This window comes from Sphingomonas sp. Ag1, assembly GCF_000980895.1.
GTDB lineage: Bacteria > Pseudomonadota > Alphaproteobacteria > Sphingomonadales > Sphingomonadaceae > Sphingomonas > Sphingomonas panaciterrae.
On record NZ_LAZX01000083.1, the window covers coordinates 69,509 to 87,508 of the forward strand.

The window sequence follows — 18,000 nt, forward strand, 5'->3', positions numbered from 1 at the left end:
GGTCGCGAGCGCCGTAGCTCTTCAGAGGATCATGCCCGGAGCGGGGCAGCTTCGCGGGGCAGCGGACGCGGATCGGGCGTTTGCCGATCGGCGCGGCGGCGGGGTGACCTTTCTTGCATGGGAAGGGTTTTTCCCGCGCCGGAACGGCCGGCCCTGCGGGGCAGGGGCCGGCCGGCCGGTGTTTATTCCGCCGCGGCTTCCTTCTTGGCGGCCGTCTTCTTGGCGCCCGTCTTCGCGGCCGGTGCCTTCTTTGCGGCCGCGGTCTTCGGGGCGGCGGCTTTCTTGGGTGCGGCCTTTTTGGCGGGCGCCTTCTTCTTGGCCTTGCCCTTGCTCGGCATGGCGGCGCGCGCGTCGATGAGCTGCGCGGCCTCCTCCAGCGTCAGTGCATCGGGCGCGATCGTCTTGGGCAGAGTGGCGTTGGTTTCGCCGTCGGTGACATAGGGGCCGTAGCGGCCCTCCATGAGCTTCAGCTCCGCCTCGGTGCGCGGATGCTTGCCCAGCACCTTGAGCGGTTCGCGCGAGCCGCGCTGGGGGCGGCCGCCGCCGGCGGCGGCCTCCGCGAGCTTCACCACGGCAGCGTTCATGCCGGTTTCGAACACGTCGGCGGTGCTCTGCAACCGGGCGTACTTCCCGTCATGCTGCAGATAGGGGCCGTAGCGGCCGATCGAGGCGACGATGTCCTTGCCCGTTTCGGGGTGCTGGCCGATCGTGCGCGGCAGGCTGAGGAGCTTCAGCGCCATTTCCAGATCGAGCTCGCCGACATCCTTGGGAATCGAGGCGCGCTTGGCGTCCTTGCCCTCGCCGAGCTGGATATACGGGCCAAAGCGCCCCGACTTGCGCTCGACAGGAAGGCCGGTTTCCGGATCATGGCCGAGCTGCTCGGGCTCACCGCTGTCGCCGGCCTCGGCACCCGCCTGCGCGAAGCGGCGGGTGTATTTGCACTCGGGATAGTTGGAGCAGGCGATGAACGCGCCGAAGCGGCCGCCGCGCAGCGCGAGCCGGCCATTGCCGCAATTGGGGCACAGCCGTGCATCGCTGCCGTCCGCGCGATCGGGGAAGAGATAGGGCGCGAGGAAGGCGTCGAGCTGTTCGGTGACTTCGCTCGGCTTGAACTCCATCACCTCGGCGGTGCGCGGCTTGAAATCGCGCCAGAAGCTTTCGAGCACCGCCTGCCATTGCGCGCGGCCGCCCGAGACGTCGTCCAGCTCCTCCTCAAGCTCGGCGGTGTAATCATAGCCGACATAGCGTTCGAAGAAGCGTTCGAGGAACGCCGTCACGAGCCGCCCGCTCTCCTCGGCGAAGAAGCGGTTCTTCTCGACGCGGACGTAGGCGCGATCCTTCAGCGTCTTGATGATCGAGGCGTAGGTCGAGGGGCGGCCGATGCCGAGCTCTTCCATGCGCTTGACCAGCGAGGCTTCGGAGAAGCGCGGCGGCGGCTGGGTGAAATGCTGTTCGGCGTCGACCGACTTCTTGGCCGGGGAATCGCCGTCGCGCATCCGCGGCAGGCGCTTCGCATCCTCGTCCGCGCTATCGTCCTGCCCCTCTTCGTAGAGCGCGAGATAGCCGGGGAAGAGCACGACCTGGCCGGTCGCGCGCAGCACGTTGCGTCCCGTCCCGTCGGCCATGTCGACGGTGGTGCGCTCCATCCGCGCCGAGGCCATCTGGCTGGCGAGCGCGCGCTTCCAGACGAGGTCGTAGAGGCGGGCATGGTCGCCCGAGCCGACGCGATCGCGGCCGAAGTCCGTGGGGCGGATCGCCTCGTGCGCTTCCTGCGCGTTCTTGGCCTTGGTCTGATACTGCCGCGGCTTGTCGGGGACGTAGCTCGCGTCATAGCGATTGGCGATCGCGCCGCGTGCGGCATCAATGGCGCTGCCGTCCATCTGCACGCCGTCGGTACGCATGTAAGTAATCGCGCCATCCTCGTAGAGCTGCTGCGCGATCCGCATCGTGTGATCGGCGGAGAAGCCGAGCTTGCGCGCTGCCTCCTGCTGCAACGTCGAGGTGGTGAAGGGCGGCGGCGGGTTGCGCGTCGCGGGCTTGGTTTCGACCCGCTCGACGGTGAAGCGGCCGGCCTCGACCGCGGCCTTGGCCTTCAGCGCGTCGCCCTCATTGCCGATCGACAGGCGATCGAGCTTCTTGCCGTCCCATTGCACGAGGCGGGCGGTGAAGGGGGTGCCGTCCTGCTCCATGGCGGCAGTGACCGACCAATATTCCTGCGCACGAAACGCCTCGATCTCACGCTCGCGATCGACGATCAGGCGAAGCGCGACCGACTGGACGCGGCCGGCGGACTTGGCGCCGGGCAGCTTGCGCCACAGCACCGGCGAGAGCGTGAAGCCGACGAGGTAATCGAGCGCGCGGCGCGCACGATACGCATCGATCAGGTCGGTATCGAGCTCACGCGGGTTCGCCATCGCCTGAGTCACCGCGGGCTTGGTGATGGCGTTGAAGGTGACGCGGTCGACCTTCTTGGGCAGCGCCTTGCGCTTCGCCAGCACTTCCTGGACGTGCCAGCTGATCGCCTCCCCCTCTCGATCAGGGTCGGTGGCGAGGATCAGGCGGTCGGCATCCTTGGCGAGATCGGCGATCGCCTTCAGCTGCTTGGCCTTGTCGGCGTAATTTTCCCATTCCATCGCAAAGCCGGCGTCGGGATCGACCGAGCCGTCCTTCGCCGGCAGATCGCGGACATGGCCGTAGCTCGCGAGAACGCGAAAATCGGAGCCGAGGTATTTTTCGATGGTCTTCGCCTTTGCGGGCGATTCGACAATTACAAGCTGCATTGGCGCCTAACTAGTGATCCTCACACGTATGCGCGAGGGTGGAGAGCGCCGGCCCCCGCCGTCAAGCCGGCGTTCTCCCTATTTCAGGCGCGGTGGATTGGTATGGCACGCCAGGCGAGGAAGAAGCCGAGGCCGAGGAGAAGGTCGATCGCGCCGAACAGCAGCACGGGCGCCGGCACCTTGCCGTTGGCGAAGAGCAGGAGCGCGGGCACGCCGAACGCGAGCTTTTCCGCCACCGAGGGCAGCATCAGCGGGCGGTAGCGGACGGGATCGCCGGCAATCACCCAGAAGACGAGCTGGAAGGCGGCGGCGGTGCCGATGAAGCCATAGGCCACCAGCTCCGCGCCCGCCGGCTGCGGCAGGAGATATTGCGGCAGCAGCGCGACGAGGCCGAAGATTGCCGCGCCGCGGAACCACCAGGATATCCAGCGCGGTACGCCCGCCGCCGCGATGCCGCCGGCCATCAGGCGGCCTGCGCGGCGCGTTCGGGGGTGAATTCCACCTCCAACCGGCGGACGGCGTGGACGAAATTGTTGGGCGCGATGTCCATGTCGCCGGTCCAGCGGATGTCGGGGAAGCGGGCGAAGATCTGGCGGTACGCTTCCTCCAGCTGCAACTGCGCGGTCATGCGGCCGATGCAGATGTGCGGGCCGTGGCCGAAGGCGATGTTCTTTTCGGCATTGGCGCGGGTGATGTCGAAGCGGTCGGGATCGGGGAACATCTTCGGGTCACGGTTGGCCGCGCCGTAATACATGATGACCTTTTCGCCCTCGGCGATCCTCTGCCCTTCGATCTCGGTATCGCGGGTCGCGGTGCGGCGCATGTAGATGACCGGCGAGACCATGCGGGTGATCTCGTGCACGGCGTTGGTCAGCAGGCTGCCGTCGGCCTGAAGCCGCTGCTTTTCGGCCGGATTTTCGGTGAACAGCTTCATCGCGCCGGAGATTGAGTTGCGCGTCGTGTCATTGCCGGCGAACACGATCAGCAGCCACGCGCCGTCGAGATAGGGATCGGGCAGCGGATCGCCCTCCACCATGGCATTGGCGATCGCGCTCATCAGGTCCGGCTGCGGATCGGCGCGGCGCTTGGCCAGCATGTGGCGGCCGTATTCGAACATCTCGGCGATGTTCTTGTTGAACATCTCGATGAAGGCGAGGATCTGCGGGCTGAGCTCGCCCCCGCTGGCGATCTGCTGCGCCTGTTCGGTCGCGACCTGCTGCGCCATTTCGAGGAAGTGGATCCAGCCGATGAAGCGCTCGCGGTCGGCCTCCGGCACGCCGAGCATTTCGCACAGGGTGAAGATCGGCAAGCGTTGCGAGAATTTCTCGACTAGGTCGCATTTGCCGAGCGGGGCCATCGTGTCGAGCAGGCGGGTGACCTCGGCCGAGACGCGGGCGCGCAGCCCCTTCATGTAGCTGGCGGTGAAATAGGGCATGTGCTCGCGGCGCAGCTCCCGGTGGGGGCGGCCGTCGAGGTTGATCATCGAGTTGGTCGAGGCGGAGAAGAGCACCGGGTGACGCGTTTCCTGCGGGCCGAGCGCCATCAGGATGCCGCCCTTCTCGCTGCTGAACGTCTCCGGATCGCCGTTGACGCGCTTCACGCCATCATAGCTGGTCACCGCCCAGAAGCCGATGCCGTTGCCCGGCATCGGATGCCACATCACCGGCGCTTCCTCGCGCATGCGGCGGAAATCGTCCCACGGCTGGCCGGCGGTGAAGCGCTTGATGTCGATGAGGTCTGCGCCGGGGATCGTCGGATATGCCTGGTCGAAGGTCGGGCCCTGCCGGCCCTCGATGATGTGATCGCTGACGAGATGCATGGTCGGTCTTCTCTGGCTGGCGGAGGGAGGGTCAGGTGAGATCGGGGGAGAAGCGGATATTGCCGCGGGCAAGGCCCTGGGTGACGACCTCCAGCCCGCCGGACTTCACCATCCATTCGAGCCGGTGGTCGCGATATTCGCGCTTGAAGAGGCCCTGTTCGAGGAGCTTCGCGACATCGCCCATGCCGCCGGTGGAGGCGGTCGCCGCGGCATCGGCCACGGTGTCGCGCACCGACGGGCGATCATTGGCGCGGGCGAGCCAGTCGGCGAGCCTCGACCCCGGCGCCGGCGGCACGCCGTGGCCGGCGGAGCCGTTGAGGTAGGGCACGACGCTGAGGTCGCCCCAGCCGAAGCTGCCGCCGTTGAACCAGGGGCGATCGCCGAGCGCGCGTTCGAGCCAGGCGTGATAGCCGCGGATCTGCTCGGCTGCCTTGGTGGCGAGGCTTTCGCCCAGCGGACCCTCGGCGCGGCGGAACCAGCGCAATTCGCTGAGGCCCCAGTTCACCGCTTCGAGATGGGTGTCGACCACCTCCTCGATCATCCGCACGCGGGCGCGATCGGCGGGGGTGGCGGGGAGCAGCGCCGGGTCGGGCCAGTAATCCTCGATATATTCGAGGATGATGGTCGAATCGAAGATGGCGGTGCCGTCATGGAGCAGCGCGGGCACCTCCGCCCGCGGATTGGCGGCGAGGAAATCCCCTGCCGCGCCGCCGACGCCGATCCCGCCGGGCACCGCCGTTTCGAAGGGCACGCCCTTTTCGCGCAGCGCGATCTTCACCTTCTGCGCGTACGGCGACAGCGGGTGATCCCACAAAGTGACGGTCATGCCGCACCCTCCCCATAACTTTTGTTGTGGAAGAGGCTATGCGGCAGCGACGGACAAATCCAGTCCTATTTCGCTACTTTCACTTGTGTCGGCGACGGCGCCTGCGGAAGCTGGACCGCGCGATCCAGATGCCGATCGCGAGCAGGGCGATCGGGGTGAGCCAGAGCGGCAGGGTGACCGCGCTCATCGGCGGATCATAGGTCACGTAATCGCCGTAGCGGGCGACCAGCCAGTCGCGGACCTGCGTGGCATTGTCGCCGGCGGCGATCCGCTGGCGCACCAGGCTGCGCATGTCGCCGGCCATGTCGGCGTCGCTGTCGGCGATCGACTGACCCTGACAGACGAGGCAGCGCAAGGTTTCCATCAGCGCCTTCGCCTCCGCCTCCTTGGCGGGATCGCGCAGCTGGACGTTGGCGTAATCGGCCGGCGGACGCGTCTGCGCAGTCGCGGGGCTGGCGAGCGCGAGCAGGCTGGCAGCGAGGGCGGCGAGCATGCGGGGCAGAAGCGCGCTCACCGGGCGTTGCGCCATGCCTCGGCCAGCGCGGCCACGTCATCGTCGCGGATGTCGCCGACATGCTGCTTCACCACCACGCCCTTCCCGTCGATCACGAAGGTTTCCGGCACGCCGGAGGAGCCGAGCGAGAGCTGCACCTGGCTATCTCGATCATCGCCGATCCGCTGATAAGGGTCACCGTGGCGGGCGAGGAAGGTTGCGATGGCGGGGCCGGTGTCGCGGATCGCGACGGCGTCGATCGGAATGCCCATCGCCTTCAGCTTCATCAGCTGCGGCGCCTCCGCGATGCAGGGCACGCACCAGCTGGCGAAGATGTTGAGGAGGCGCGGCTGGCCGGTCCTGAGATCAGCGGGCGCGAGGCCGGGCTTGCCCGGGACGATCGGCGGCAGGGTGATGTCGGGCACGGGCTTTCCCACCATCGCCGAATAGACCGTCCGGTCGCTCGGCCGACGCAGCTCACGTACGGCGAAGCCGGCGAGGACGAGGAACACGACGAGCGGGAGCCAGAGGAGCCAGCGCTTCATGCCCAGGCGAGCGCCTCCGCCGCCTCGTCCGCGCGCTTCTTCTGCCGGCGATCGCGCAGCCAGTGGCCGAGGATCGACAGCGCGCCGCCCAGCGCGATCAGCCCGCCGCCATACCAGATCAGCGTCACCCACGGTTTCCACCACAGCCGCAGCTGCCAGCGGCCCGCGCCATCGGGCTGGCCGATGACGGTGTAGAGCTGGCCGTCCGCGTTGGTGAGGATCGCGCTTTCGTTGGTGGTCGTCGGCGGGTTGGAGAAATAGCGCGATTGCGGGGCGAGGAAGGTGACCGGGCCGTCGCCGCGCTGCACCTCAAGCCGGGCCTCCAGCGCGGTCCAATTGTCGCCGATCACCGGGCGGATACCGCGCAAGGTGACACGATAGGGGCCGACGCGCGCCGGCTCCCCGACGCCGGCGGCGACCAGCGTCTCGCGGGTATAGGCCGAGGACGCGGCCATGCCGACGAGGCTGACCGCGATGCCGAGATGGGCGACGACCATGCCATAGACGAACAGCGGCGTGCGGCGCAGGTTGCGGCCGAACAGCGGCGCGACGCTGGCCACCGCGAGCCCGGCGGCCAGCGCGATCGCGATCAGCGGCATGATGCCGATCCCGCCGCCGAACACGACCAGCGCCGCGGCGGTGAAGACGGTGGCGGCGATCGGCCAGGTCATCCGCTGCAGGAGCGCCTGCGCATCATCCTTGCGCCAGCGTAGCAGCGGCCCGACCGCCATGATCGCCACAAGGATGAGCGCGATCGGCCCGGCCGCCTTCTCGAAGAAGGGCGGGCCGACCGACAATTGCGTACCCATCGCGGCGGCGACGATCGGGTAGAAGGTGCCGATCAGGACGATGCCGAGGATGACCGAGAGGAGGAGGTTGTTGGCCACCAGGCTCCCCTCGCGGCTCAATAGCTCGAACGTATTGCCCGCGCGCACCACACCGATACGCGTCGCGAAGAGCGCCAGCGCGCCGCCGATGTAGAGCGACAGCAGGATGAGGATGAACAGGCCGCGTTCGGGATCGACGGCAAAGGCGTGGACGCTCGTCAGAATGCCCGAGCGGACCAGGAACGTGCCGAGCATCGACATGGAGAAAGCGACCACCGCGAGCATCACCGTCCAGGCGCGCAGCCCATCGCGGGTGGCGAGCACGCTAACCGAATGGAGCAGAGCGGTTGCGGCAAGCCACGGCATCAGGGAGGCGTTCTCGACCGGATCCCAGAACCACCAGCCGCCCCAGCCGAGCTCATAATAGGCCCAATAGCTGCCCGCGGTGATGCCGATCGTCAGGAACACCCAGGCGGCGAGCACCCAGGGGCGCATCGCGCGGGCGAAGGTGGGGCCGACATCGCGGGTGACGAGCGCGCCGACCGCGAAGGAGAAGGCGACCGACAGGCCGACATAGCCGGCGTAGAGGGTCGGCGGGTGAAAGGCGAGGCCGGGGTCCTGCAGCAGCGGATTGAGCCCCTGACCGTCCGCCGGCGGATTGGCGAGCCGCGCGAAGGGGTTCGAGGCGAAAAGCAGGAAGGCGTAGAAGCCGAGCGCGATCAGCGCCTGCGCGCCGAGTGTCGCCGTCAGCGTGCGTTCGGCGAGGCGGCGTTCGAGCGCGGCGACCGCCGCGCCCGCCAGGCCGAGGATGGTGACCCACAGGAGCATCGACCCCTCATGGTTCCCCCAGGCGCCGGCGAATTTGTAGAGCCACGGCTTGGCCGAATGGCTGTTCGCCACGACCAAGGCGACCGACATGTCCGATTGGAGGAACACGCCGATCAGCGCGGCCATGGCGAGCAGCGACAGCCCGCCCTGGACGATCGCGACGGGGCGCACCGCCCTGGCGAGCGTATCGTCGCCGCGCTTCACCGCCAGCGCGGCGAGCAGCAATTGCATCGCCGCGAGCGCGGCGGCGAACCACAGGGCGGCGAGGCCGACTTCCGCCATCATGCGGGCATGCCCGCTTCGCGTGTGGGGGCGCCCGCCGCGCGCGCGGGCGGGGCCACGATCATGTCAGCCACCGCCGCTCACCTGCTGCTCAGCGCTCATAGGCCTTGGGCAATGCGCCTTCGGTCGGCACCAGATAGCGATCGCGCAGCTGCGACTGGCGCGAGCGCATCGGCTGGGGCTGGCCGTCGATCCACACTGCGGTCGGCGCGGAGGCAATCTCCAGCGGGTCGCCGTCCCACAGCACGACGTCGGCGCGGCGGCCGGCGCGCAGCGAGCCGAGTTCATTGTCCATGCCGAGCGCGGCCGCCGGGCCGGAGGTGATCGCGGCGAGCGCCTCGCCCCAGGTCAGGCCGGTGTGGCCGGGCACGCGGGTGATGGCGACGAGATTGCCGGCGTACTGGCGCAGGTTATGCTCTCCGCCATTGTTGCCGGTCGAAGCGAGCGCGACCTGGACGCCGGCGGCGCGCATGCGGCCGACGTTGGATTCGGTCGCGCCGAGCGATTCGAACTGCGCCGGCAGATCGGCGAGCGCGGCGGCGATGACGGGGACGCGGGCGGCGGCGATCTCACGCGCGACCATCCACCCCTCGGTGACGCCGGTCAGCACCAGCTTCAGCTTGGGATACTCACGCGGGAGTGCCAGCACCGTCAGGATGTCGCTCGCACGTTCGACATGGACGACGAGCGGCACGCTGCCGTCGAGCACGCGCAGCAGCGCCTGCGCGTCGCCGCGCTTGACCATCGAATCCTTTTCGCGGCCACCGAAGGCGGCGGGGTTGCGGCGATAGTCCTCCGCCTGCGCCAGCGCATCGCGCAGCGCAGCATAGGCTGCCGGGCGGCTGCCGCCGGCGAGACGCCCGCCGGCTTCGCCAAGCTCGACGAACTGGAAGGCGCGCGGGCGGGTGACGGCATTGGGATCATTGCCGAGATCGATCACCGCGCCCTGGCCGGCGAAGATCGAGTTGGATGCCTCCGGCGCGACCAGTGCGCGGGTGACGCCGCCCAATCGCTCGTTGGCGATCTTCACCTCGGCCGGGTTGATCGAGGTGGAGACATCGATCGCGGCGTTGAACGGTGCGGTGCGTGCGCCCGTGTCATTGCTTTCGCGCACGCCGCCGGCATCGCTGATGCCGAGATCGCTGAAGCCGGCGATGAAGCCCGGCGCGACCCATTTGCCGCTGCCGTCGATCACCTGTGCGCCGGCAGGCACGGCCACGCCGCTGCCCGCGGCGACGATGCGGCCGTTCTGGAACACGACCGTGCCGTTTTCGACCGGTGCGCTGCCATCACCGACGGCGATCGTCGCATTGGTGATCGCCACGGTCTGCGCCGCGACCGGGCTCGCCAGCATCGTGGCGAGGAGGAGGAAAGCGCGCTTCACTTGACGTCTCCCGAACCGGGCTGGCCAAGCTCGAAGTCGCTTACCGGGCGACGCTTGGGATCATTGGCATCATAAAGGAGCGCGCCGTCGATCCACACCTTTTCCGGGCGGGTATAGACGCTGTACGGATCGCCATTCCACAGCACGACATCGGCCATCTTGCCGGGGACGAGGCTGCCGGTCTGGTCGGCGATGCCCATCGCCTTTGCGGGGCCGAGCGACAGCCACTTCCACGCCACTTCCGGCGCGATGTTGATGCCGACGCGGCGACCGCTGGCGAGCACCTTCGCGACTTCCTGGTTCAGCCGCTGAATGCCGTTTTCGTCATCCGAGTGGATCATCGCGCAGGCGCCGGCATTTTCGAGGATGGCGAGGTTTTCGCCGATCCCGTCATAGCTTTCCATCTTGAAGCCGTACCAATCGGCCCAGACCGCGGCGCAGGTGCCGTTCGCCTTCAAGAGGTCAGCGATCTTGTACGCCTCGACCGCGTGGTGGAAGGCGGTGACCTTGTAGCCGAACTCCTTCGCCATATCCTCGACGATCGCCATTTCGTCGGCGCGGTAGCAGTGGTTCTGGATCAGGATCTCGCCCGCCAGCACGCCGCGCAGCGTGTCCATCGCGATATCGCGCGCGGGGGGCTCACCGCCGTCGGCCTCATACTTGTCCCACTTGCGGCGATAATCCTGCGCCTTGGCCCAGGTCGCGCGGTCGACCGCGATATTGCCCATGCGGGTGGAGGGCTGGCGGTTCTTCGAGCCGTAGACGCGCTTCGGGTTTTCGCCGCAGGCCATCTTCAGGCCGTAGGGCGCGCCGGGGAATTTCATGCCCTGCATGGTGCGCGAATAGACGTTCTTGAGCGTGACCGAGCGACCGCCCATGAGGTTCGCCGAGCCGGGCAGGATCTGCAGCGTGGTGACGCCGCCGTTGGCCAGCGCGCGGCTGAAGCCCGGGTCCTGCGGCCAGACGCTGTGTTCGGCCCAGACATCGGCGGTGATCGGGCTGGTCGCCTCGTTACCGTCGCTGTGCGCCTGGACGCTGGGGGTCGGATAGTCGCCGAGGTGGCTGTGAATGTCGATGATCCCGGGGGTCACCCACTTGCCGGTGCCGTCGATCACCTGTGCATCCGCCGGCGCATTCACGCTGGCGCCCACCGCGACGATCTTTCCATCGGCGAAGAGCACCTGGCCATTGTCGATCCGGCCGCCCTCGCCATCGTAGATCGTGACGTTGCGCACCACCGTCGGCACGCCCGGATAGGCGCGGTAGGTGGAGGGGTAGGGATCGCGCGAATAGGGCTTGGCCGGCGCCTTGGACGAGGCGGTCTTGGGGCGGGCATCGCCCTGCGAGCAGGCGACGAGCGACAGCGCGGCGACGCCGGTCGCGAGCAAGCGCCCGGCGGTAAGGGTGCGGAGGGTCATGGACGCCGTGATTGGACGGACGCGGGGCGGAAGACAAGCGCTTAGCCGCCGCCCCGGAACAATCCGCCGCAATCCGTCGCAATCAGCCGGCGCGGCCCGTCAGGTCGCGCTGTCGAGCGTTTCCACGACGAGGCGATCGTTGGTGTAGACGCAGACCTCCGCCGCGATCGCCATCGCCTTGCGGCAGATCGTCTCGGCGTCCTTTTCATAATCGACCAATGCGCGGGCGGCGGCGAGTGCGAAATTGCCGCCCGAGCCGATCGCCGCAATGCCCGCCTCCGGTTCCAGCACGTCGCCGTTGCCGGTCAGGATCAGCGTCACGTCCTTGTCGGCGACGATCATCATCGCCTCCAGGTTGCGCAGATATTTGTCGGTGCGCCAGTCCTTGGCCAGCTCCACCGCGGCGCGCATCAGATGGCCCTGATGGCGTTCGAGCTTCGCCTCGAGCCGTTCGAACAGGGTGAAGGCGTCGGCGGTCGCGCCCGCGAAGCCGCCGATCACCTTGCCCTCGGGGCCGAGCGTGCGGACCTTGCGCGCGTTCGGCTTCATCACCGTCTGGCCCATCGATACCTGGCCGTCGCCCGCGACGACCACTTTCCCGCCGCGACGCACCGACAGGATCGTGGTGCCGTGCCAGACGGGCATGCTGCTTTGTTCACTCATGGCGCGCGATGTAGGGTGGATGGGGGGCGTGGAACAGACCCCCGGACGCCGGCACGGCAGGGTTTTGCGGGGGCCAAACTTCCCGAACCTTGCGCACAGGAGGGAGAGAAGAGGTCACCGCGCCTTTGCCTTCCCCCATTCGCGCGCGACGGTGTAGCCGAGATAGCCGGTGGCGAAGAGCGCGTAGAGCGGCTCCGGAATGCCGGAGAGATAGGCGTTCATGCCGCTGGCGATGACCCGTGCGGTCGACGGGCTGACGGCGGCGATGATCCCCATCGGGATCGACCAGAGCAGCAAGTAGTGCAGGGTTATACACCACAGCTAAGTCGCTGTTTTTATGCTCTATCCGCGTAGTTTGGCTACAGCGCGCTTCCAAGCGGCTTCGTCTTTGGGCCAGCAGTTGGGGGCAGTCGGAGCATTCGAGGCTGGGCGTATGCCGATCGGGCGCGAGCCGCAGTTAGAGCAGCGGAAGCGATCCCTGAGCATGTGAACCCGCGTGTCGAACCTGTTTATGAACATCCATCGCGCGAAGTTCTCACCATCAACGACGCTCCGATGCCCGCACTGGCATCGCACTTCCAGATTGCGGGCCACCCTCGCCATATCGCTGAGGGTTTCAGTCTTGTGGTTGGCCGACACATCAAAGCGGCAGTGCCAGTTGGTTCGTGTCGGTATTCACGGGCTGATACAGCGCGTCATAGACATGCTGGGCCAGTGTCGCGCATCCATCGGCGCGCAAGTTCTCATTGGGCATGGTGAGGGCCACTTTTGCCCATGCGGGTGCCTCTGCGATCAGTTCGCCGATCAGCTCAGGGGTGATGTACGCCATAACGATTCCTCCGTTCGCCCGATTAGAACAGAACAAGAACGATTGGCAATCGGTTGCATCAGCCACTCATGGCAACAGCGCCGGTTGCCCGACGCTGCGGTCGTGTCAGTTGGGGGCGAAGCCGAATCGCGCCATCACCTCAAGGGCTTCACGTTGGGCTTTCTCTTCCTTCGTCTCAAACCAAACAAAAATACCGTCTTCGATTGCCAGCGGCGCATCGTCTGCCTGCGTGATCTTCGTCACCGGGCGAGTGCCTTCGTACTTTCGGGCATTTAGGCGCTGGTACAGGTTCGCAGTGCGCTTGATTTCGGCTTCGGGGTTCAGCGTCTTGCCGGCCACCACAACGCAGAGCGAAGAGCGATGGACCTGAACGATATGGGTAGCCGCGAGACAGCCATGCTCCATGCCGTACTCGTCCATTTCTTCAGCGAGGATGGAAGCTAGGCGAGCATACTGCGCCTGATTGATCGTGCTCGTCATGGGCCAAACGACCGTGATGGTGTTGCCGCTTTTCGTCTCTGTCTCGATGAGGAAGAACGACCAGCCGAGTTCCTTGGCCTTGTCGTGCAATCGGGTGACGATCTCCGCATCATCGCGCGTGCGGGCATATTCGAGCATGATCGCGTTTGCGCCGATCAGGTTGGATGCGATGTTCGTACCCTTGCGCCACTCAGCGAATGACCAGCCCGTTGGTTCGTCTGCGTGGTTGCGAAGCTGCCTAATCAGGCCATCCATATAAGTGCCGATCGGGTGGCAGTTGTCATTCTCGTTGCAGAGACATGCCTTGTAGCTGTCGATGGCAGTGAATGCGCGGGTGCTCTTCTCAAAGCGCGTAAGCGTGATGGTTTCCATGTTCTTCTCCGTGTCAATAATACAACAGCGTTGTTGCTGTCGTGATATTTAATCGAAGGGCCGGAAAACCTGCTTCATATAGCATCAAAACACGTCAAAACGGGTTCCCCATCTCACGCTAACTACGAGATGACCAATCTATCTCCGCACTTCACCCTGAATGAGATGACCGTCACTTCGACGGGTCTCAACAATCAGCCAACCCCCGCGCACCTCGCGAACTTGAAGGTCGCTGCCGCCGGCATGGAGAAAGTCCGCGCTGCGCTGGGGAAACCCATTCTCGTCAACAGTGCCTATCGAAGCGCAGCGGTGAACCGTCGCGTCGGTGGTGTGCCAACCAGCGCGCATTGTCAGGGCTATGCCGTGGACTTCCGTGTATCGGGAATGACGCCGCTGGAAATCTGCCGTGCGCTCGTCAAAGCAGGCATCAAGTTCGACCAGCTAATCGAAGAAGGGACATGGACCCATATCAGCTTCGATCCCCGTATGAGGGGTCAGGTTCTCACCATGCGAAACGGCAAGTACTTCGCTGGCTTGAGGTCGTAAATAATCTGTCCTTTGAGGACATTCACGGGGGCTGCTCGCTCAAGCAGTCAAGACACAGAAAAGCCCCAGCGGGATTACTCCTACTGGGGCTTTTTGCTCTAATTCAGGCTGCGCTCAGTTCCTTGCCAAGCTGATAGTAGAGACTCGGAGCGTCGTCATTGCTGACTTGGCTCTTCATCACTTCCAGCTTGCCGTCCTTCACGACACCCCACAGAAATACAACGTCGTCATCGTCGCACCCAAGGTCCGTATCGAGAATCGCAACGGGACGAGCCTTGCGACCCTTCTCGCGCGCATCCTCAACACGCTTTACCGAAGATGCATTCGGTCGCTCAAAACGATCGCGAGCTTCCAGAGCGCCCAGCTTGGAGCGCCCGTTCCACTTGTAGCTTTCGATGTGAGCAACGACGCTCCCGCTAATCCGCCCCGCGCGCTTGTCCTCGACCAACTGGCGAACGATATTCGCGTACTTGGCAAAAGACGCCTGCTTGGGGTTGAACTTCCACTTGCCGTCCTCCTTAACCGCGCAAACGGCCTTGACGAACGGCGCGTACGGATTGTCACCTTCCTTTGCGACCCGCTGCCCACGCTTCCGGTAGAACTCCACAAGCGGGGTAGTGACCGTTTCGGGATCAAGCAACAAAGCGAGATCCAGCAGACCGGCTGCGAACTTGTACGCTTGTGCGTCTCGCTCGCTTGCAGCCCGCTTTACGTTCTCCTGTTCGGCAACCAACAGTGCCTTGAAGTCGTCGTTGAACTTCTCCGCGGCGTCGATGATTGCCTGAACTTCCTGATTGAATTCCTGATTTGCCATTTACGCTTGCCTTTCCTTGCAGAATGGCGGGCAGCTTAGAGTGCCATTACTGACACAACTCCCGACCTTCAGCGTATGGTGAGGACAAGCCTCGTCGGCCTCGGGCACGGCCCGTAGGTCTCAGACCAACCGCTGCGCTGGACTGCAAAGGATCGATGATCCCAGACATTGCCGGTCACTTGGAGTGAACGACTGATGATCCCGCGAAGGCAGATACAAGCATGACGTCTTCAAAGAGCGGCTGAGCCTAAACCCAACGGGCTGGCGATATCCGGCCGACCGTCAATGAGCGGTTAACGCGAGCGGATCAGGGGCAGGCATTGCGACACAAGAGGAACCCAACCCAACCCGGCGTCGTGCTCGTCCAGGTGTCGTTCCATCTTTCCCTCTCTCCTCTATTATAGCACTGTAACTCTGGCTTTTTATCGAGTTTAGCGCACTGTGATTTTGAATAATGACGCAAAACGCTCGTTTTGCTACTGTTTGAGCAAGATAAACGCTTTTTGCGATAAATACGATACGAAGTGAAGCAGGGCTTGCAACGCTGTCCACTTCGACAGCGGAGTCCTATTCACTTCAGAATAGAAAAGCCAAGACCCGCTGAGAGCAATGCAAGCCCGCTCTCAGCGGGTTTTTCTATTCCGAGGTTTAACGATGTACGATCCGATCACAATCAAGAGACAGCAAAAACTCAATAGGGAGCTTGGCACGATTGAGGTGCCCCAAGCCTTTCTCGACAAGTTCCCCGATATGAAGCGGGAAAGGGCTGAGAAGTATTTCGCAACCTACGTGAGCGCGGTTTTCCGAGTTTTCGTAATCCGCCTTGCATTCACGTCAGACGGCGAAACCAACGTCAGCTTTGAGAAGCTATTCAATGCGTGCGGTACGTTCAACTATAACAAGGTCCGCTACAGCATTTGGAACGCGTTCAAAGAGATATACCCCTTTATGGTGGTGGTGAAGCTGGGCAGCAATCTAAACTCGAAAACAAACTATAATGAAAAGAACACAAGGGTGAAGGTCGTGAACGAGAGAATGCTTGAAATGCTTTTGGCTGAGAAGTCCCCGCAAGAGGTTTATGACCAGCTGTTCACGGCTGCTGACGAGAATGCTGCGACCGCTGCTGTCCACATCGACATGGACAATTTGGCTCGGTTCATCGGCTGTACGCAATACGAGCTGGAAAAGGCGCCGGCAGAGGCAACGAAGCTCCGCTCAAAGCTGAACAGCAACTTGTGGCAGGCCCAGCTGATACAGAAGGTCGGGATCGTCACCGAGAAGAAGTTCGGCGCGGCTATTCTGCCGATGATTGAAAGCCCGAGCGCGTTTGGTCGCACCTATTACAAGGGGCTGAATATCCAGAATGTGTCCAAGCAGGTGCGCTCTGCGGTAATCGGCCACCATTATCAGTACGATATGAACGCGGCGGTCTTCGCTACGAAGCTGTACCTCTACGGTGTTGCAAAGGGTGGTGATAACGCGCTCGTCGGTTCGCTCGATGGCACTTACACACGCCAGTATCTCGCGGAAAAGAACCAGATCAGGAACCGGCTTGCGAAGCACTGCTTCGAAGGCGTGAACCTGCCGTGGGACAGCAAGGTCAAGGCGATCAAGGATGCCCTGACTGCAATCGGCTTTGGCGCACGAATGCAGGGTCGCACTTGGATGGGCAAGAACGGTCTAGAGGGCACCGCGCTTGCCGATATCCTGAAGTCACCAGCGGTGCGCGTCACGTTCGAGCAGGACGCTTGGGTGAAGGCGTTCGCGGCAGAGCAGATTGAGATTGAAGACACGATCCTTACTCACGCCGAAACCCTCGACGGCTTCGATGAAATGGTGGAGGCGATCCGCGCTTCGAACGAGGTGAACGGGCGTGTCACTCGCGCTGGCAAGCTGGCCTATATGTATCAGCACTACGAGACGTTCATCATGGACATCGCTGTGGGTGTGATGAAGCGTTACGGCATTGAGCCGGTTGCTCGTATCCACGACGCGTTCATTGTTCGCGAGAAGCTGCCCGATCGCGTGCTTGACGATGTTTATGCTGAGTGGGGCTTGCGCGATTACATGCGTCTGGACTGCGACGAGGTTCGGGAGTGGGCAGAGGCTTCGTACAAGCGCGCCATTGATGATGCCGCCCGCGAGCAGGCCGAGCATCACGAACGCATGAAGAAGGCTGAGACATTTGCTCGTATGTACGCAATCAAGAAGACAGGTGTCGCGTGATCACCTTTGTAGGCTTCGACTATCTCTGCCTTCTATTCAAGCTCACCTTTGGTAGTGACGCAGCATAGCCCAGCAATAATGACTACCGATCCGCACGGTTGTACGATGTTGTGGTACAACGAGGATTGAAAACACAATGAACATCACATTCGACCTGCGGCCATATAGCGAGGACTACGCATTCGCGTGGTTTCGTATCAGCGATGATCTACTGCCCGAGTTCCGTGCTTGGTGCGATGAACACGGTTGCACGATTGAAGATCAGGACGGCTTTGCGGGCTGGCAGTATATTGTGAACATACCCGGTAAGGGCGGCGCGGCCATGTTCAAGCTACGCTGGGGCGGCATGGACAGCGACGAAGAGAGGCAAAACGCTGTACTCAAGCGCGACTTCCTCGCTAAGCTGCTGGCTAGTTAATCAGTCACTCTGAGTGACGATTGGATGAGGCGACGGATCGCTTCAGGACGAGACACATAGGGAGGGCCAGACGATGCTATGAAGGCGTCGATCTGGCTCAGCTCGTCTTTGTCGAGCTTGACGCTGACGTTCATGGTGCCCTGGCGCGGCAAGCCGCGTAGCGGACGATCGAGGTCTTGCCCCTTGTTCACTGGACGTCGTTTAGCCATGCAGGTGGCCCTAGCGATTAGGTCACTTCGTTGGAAGGGTGGTCGTTTGCTCCACCGTTGTGCTGACCTTGGCCTGTGCTTTGGGTTCCACGCTGATCTGCCAACCCATCACAGCCAGCAACATCGCACCCGCTCCCAGCGCCGCTGTCCACAACTTGTGGACGATGCCACCTCCCTTAGTTGCGCCCTCAAGTTGCTGAAAGCGGTTCTCGTGCCCGTTGACCGTCTTTTCAACGGCCTC

The 18,000-nt window shown here is 64.1% G+C and carries 17 protein-coding genes and 1 pseudogene; 3 read left to right on the forward strand and 15 right to left on the reverse strand.

Annotated elements, in window-relative coordinates; genetic code table 11:
• Window positions 1-182: 182 nt before the first annotated feature.
• The 13 genes and pseudogenes from topA to XM50_RS05405 form a co-directional block, all read right to left on the reverse strand.
• On the reverse strand, window positions 183-2,780 hold the full coding sequence (topA, locus tag XM50_RS05345; RefSeq protein ID WP_046407983.1) for a type I DNA topoisomerase: 2,598 nt from the start codon (window positions 2,778-2,780) through the stop codon (window positions 183-185).
• An 83-nt stretch (window positions 2,781-2,863) separates the two neighbouring features.
• Complete coding sequence (locus tag XM50_RS05350; protein WP_046407984.1) at window positions 2,864-3,244, reverse strand: hypothetical protein; 381 nt, start codon at window positions 3,242-3,244, stop codon at window positions 2,864-2,866.
• Window positions 3,244-4,599, reverse strand: a complete 1,356-nt coding sequence (locus XM50_RS05355) for a cytochrome P450 (RefSeq protein WP_046407985.1) — start codon at window positions 4,597-4,599, stop codon at window positions 3,244-3,246. The genes XM50_RS05350 and XM50_RS05355 overlap by 1 nt, the downstream gene beginning before the upstream one ends.
• A gap of 31 nt (window positions 4,600-4,630) precedes the next feature.
• Complete coding sequence (locus tag XM50_RS05360) at window positions 4,631-5,425, reverse strand: glutathione S-transferase family protein (RefSeq protein ID WP_046407986.1); 795 nt, start codon at window positions 5,423-5,425, stop codon at window positions 4,631-4,633.
• A gap of 79 nt (window positions 5,426-5,504) precedes the next feature.
• Complete coding sequence (locus tag XM50_RS05365; protein ID WP_231621862.1) at window positions 5,505-5,918, reverse strand: cytochrome c-type biogenesis protein; 414 nt, start codon at window positions 5,916-5,918, stop codon at window positions 5,505-5,507.
• 17 nt (window positions 5,919-5,935) lie between these two features.
• The gene (locus XM50_RS05370; RefSeq protein ID WP_046407989.1) at window positions 5,936-6,463 is read right to left on the reverse strand and encodes a DsbE family thiol:disulfide interchange protein; all 528 of its coding nucleotides are present in this window, start codon (window positions 6,461-6,463) and stop codon (window positions 5,936-5,938) included.
• A complete protein-coding gene (locus XM50_RS05375) occupies window positions 6,460-8,403 on the reverse strand; it encodes a heme lyase CcmF/NrfE family subunit (RefSeq protein WP_046407991.1) in 1,944 nt (647 codons plus the stop codon). The genes XM50_RS05370 and XM50_RS05375 overlap by 4 nt, the downstream gene beginning before the upstream one ends.
• Before the next feature lie 88 nt (window positions 8,404-8,491).
• Window positions 8,492-9,784: an amidohydrolase family protein gene (locus XM50_RS20420; protein ID WP_046407993.1), complete on the reverse strand. Its 1,293-nt coding sequence runs from the start codon at window positions 9,782-9,784 to the stop codon at window positions 8,492-8,494.
• Window positions 9,781-11,202 (reverse strand): amidohydrolase, encoded by a 1,422-nt coding sequence (locus XM50_RS05385; RefSeq protein WP_046407994.1) that lies wholly within the window; start codon window positions 11,200-11,202, stop codon window positions 9,781-9,783. The genes XM50_RS20420 and XM50_RS05385 overlap by 4 nt, the downstream gene beginning before the upstream one ends.
• Window positions 11,203-11,301: 99 nt before the next feature.
• Window positions 11,302-11,847, reverse strand: coding sequence for an ATP-dependent protease subunit HslV (gene hslV, locus XM50_RS05390; protein WP_082102736.1), 546 nt, complete (start codon window positions 11,845-11,847; stop codon window positions 11,302-11,304).
• A 132-nt stretch (window positions 11,848-11,979) separates the two neighbouring features.
• Window positions 11,980-12,171 (reverse strand): annotated as a pseudogene (locus XM50_RS19970) (3TM-type holin); the annotation flags it as partial.
• Window positions 12,172-12,505: 334 nt separating this feature from the next.
• The gene (locus tag XM50_RS05400) at window positions 12,506-12,694 is read right to left on the reverse strand and encodes a DUF6771 family protein (protein ID WP_046407997.1); all 189 of its coding nucleotides are present in this window, start codon (window positions 12,692-12,694) and stop codon (window positions 12,506-12,508) included.
• Window positions 12,695-12,799: 105 nt separating this feature from the next.
• Complete coding sequence (locus XM50_RS05405; RefSeq protein ID WP_046407999.1) at window positions 12,800-13,546, reverse strand: hypothetical protein; 747 nt, start codon at window positions 13,544-13,546, stop codon at window positions 12,800-12,802.
• A 129-nt stretch (window positions 13,547-13,675) separates the two neighbouring features.
• On the opposite strand from XM50_RS05405, the gene XM50_RS05410 reads away from it, so the two are divergent.
• Window positions 13,676-14,092: a D-Ala-D-Ala carboxypeptidase family metallohydrolase gene (locus XM50_RS05410; protein WP_046408000.1), complete on the forward strand. Its 417-nt coding sequence runs from the start codon at window positions 13,676-13,678 to the stop codon at window positions 14,090-14,092.
• A 103-nt stretch (window positions 14,093-14,195) separates the two neighbouring features.
• Here XM50_RS05410 and XM50_RS05415 read toward each other — a convergent pair whose 3' ends face one another.
• Entirely contained in the window at window positions 14,196-14,906 is a 711-nt protein-coding gene (locus XM50_RS05415) for a hypothetical protein (protein WP_046408002.1), read from the reverse strand.
• Between the two features lie 654 nt (window positions 14,907-15,560).
• On the opposite strand from XM50_RS05415, the gene XM50_RS05420 reads away from it, so the two are divergent.
• Window positions 15,561-17,132, forward strand: coding sequence for a hypothetical protein (locus XM50_RS05420; RefSeq protein ID WP_046408004.1), 1,572 nt, complete (start codon window positions 15,561-15,563; stop codon window positions 17,130-17,132).
• A 136-nt stretch (window positions 17,133-17,268) separates the two neighbouring features.
• Window positions 17,269-17,550 carry a hypothetical protein gene (locus XM50_RS05425; protein ID WP_046408005.1) on the forward strand — a complete coding sequence of 94 codons (282 nt, stop codon included), beginning with the start codon at window positions 17,269-17,271 and terminating at the stop codon, window positions 17,548-17,550.
• A gap of 231 nt (window positions 17,551-17,781) precedes the next feature.
• On the opposite strand, the gene XM50_RS20425 is transcribed toward XM50_RS05425, so the two are convergent.
• The coding region (locus XM50_RS20425) for a hypothetical protein (protein ID WP_046408007.1) at window positions 17,782-18,000 on the reverse strand (219 nt) is incomplete at its 5' end.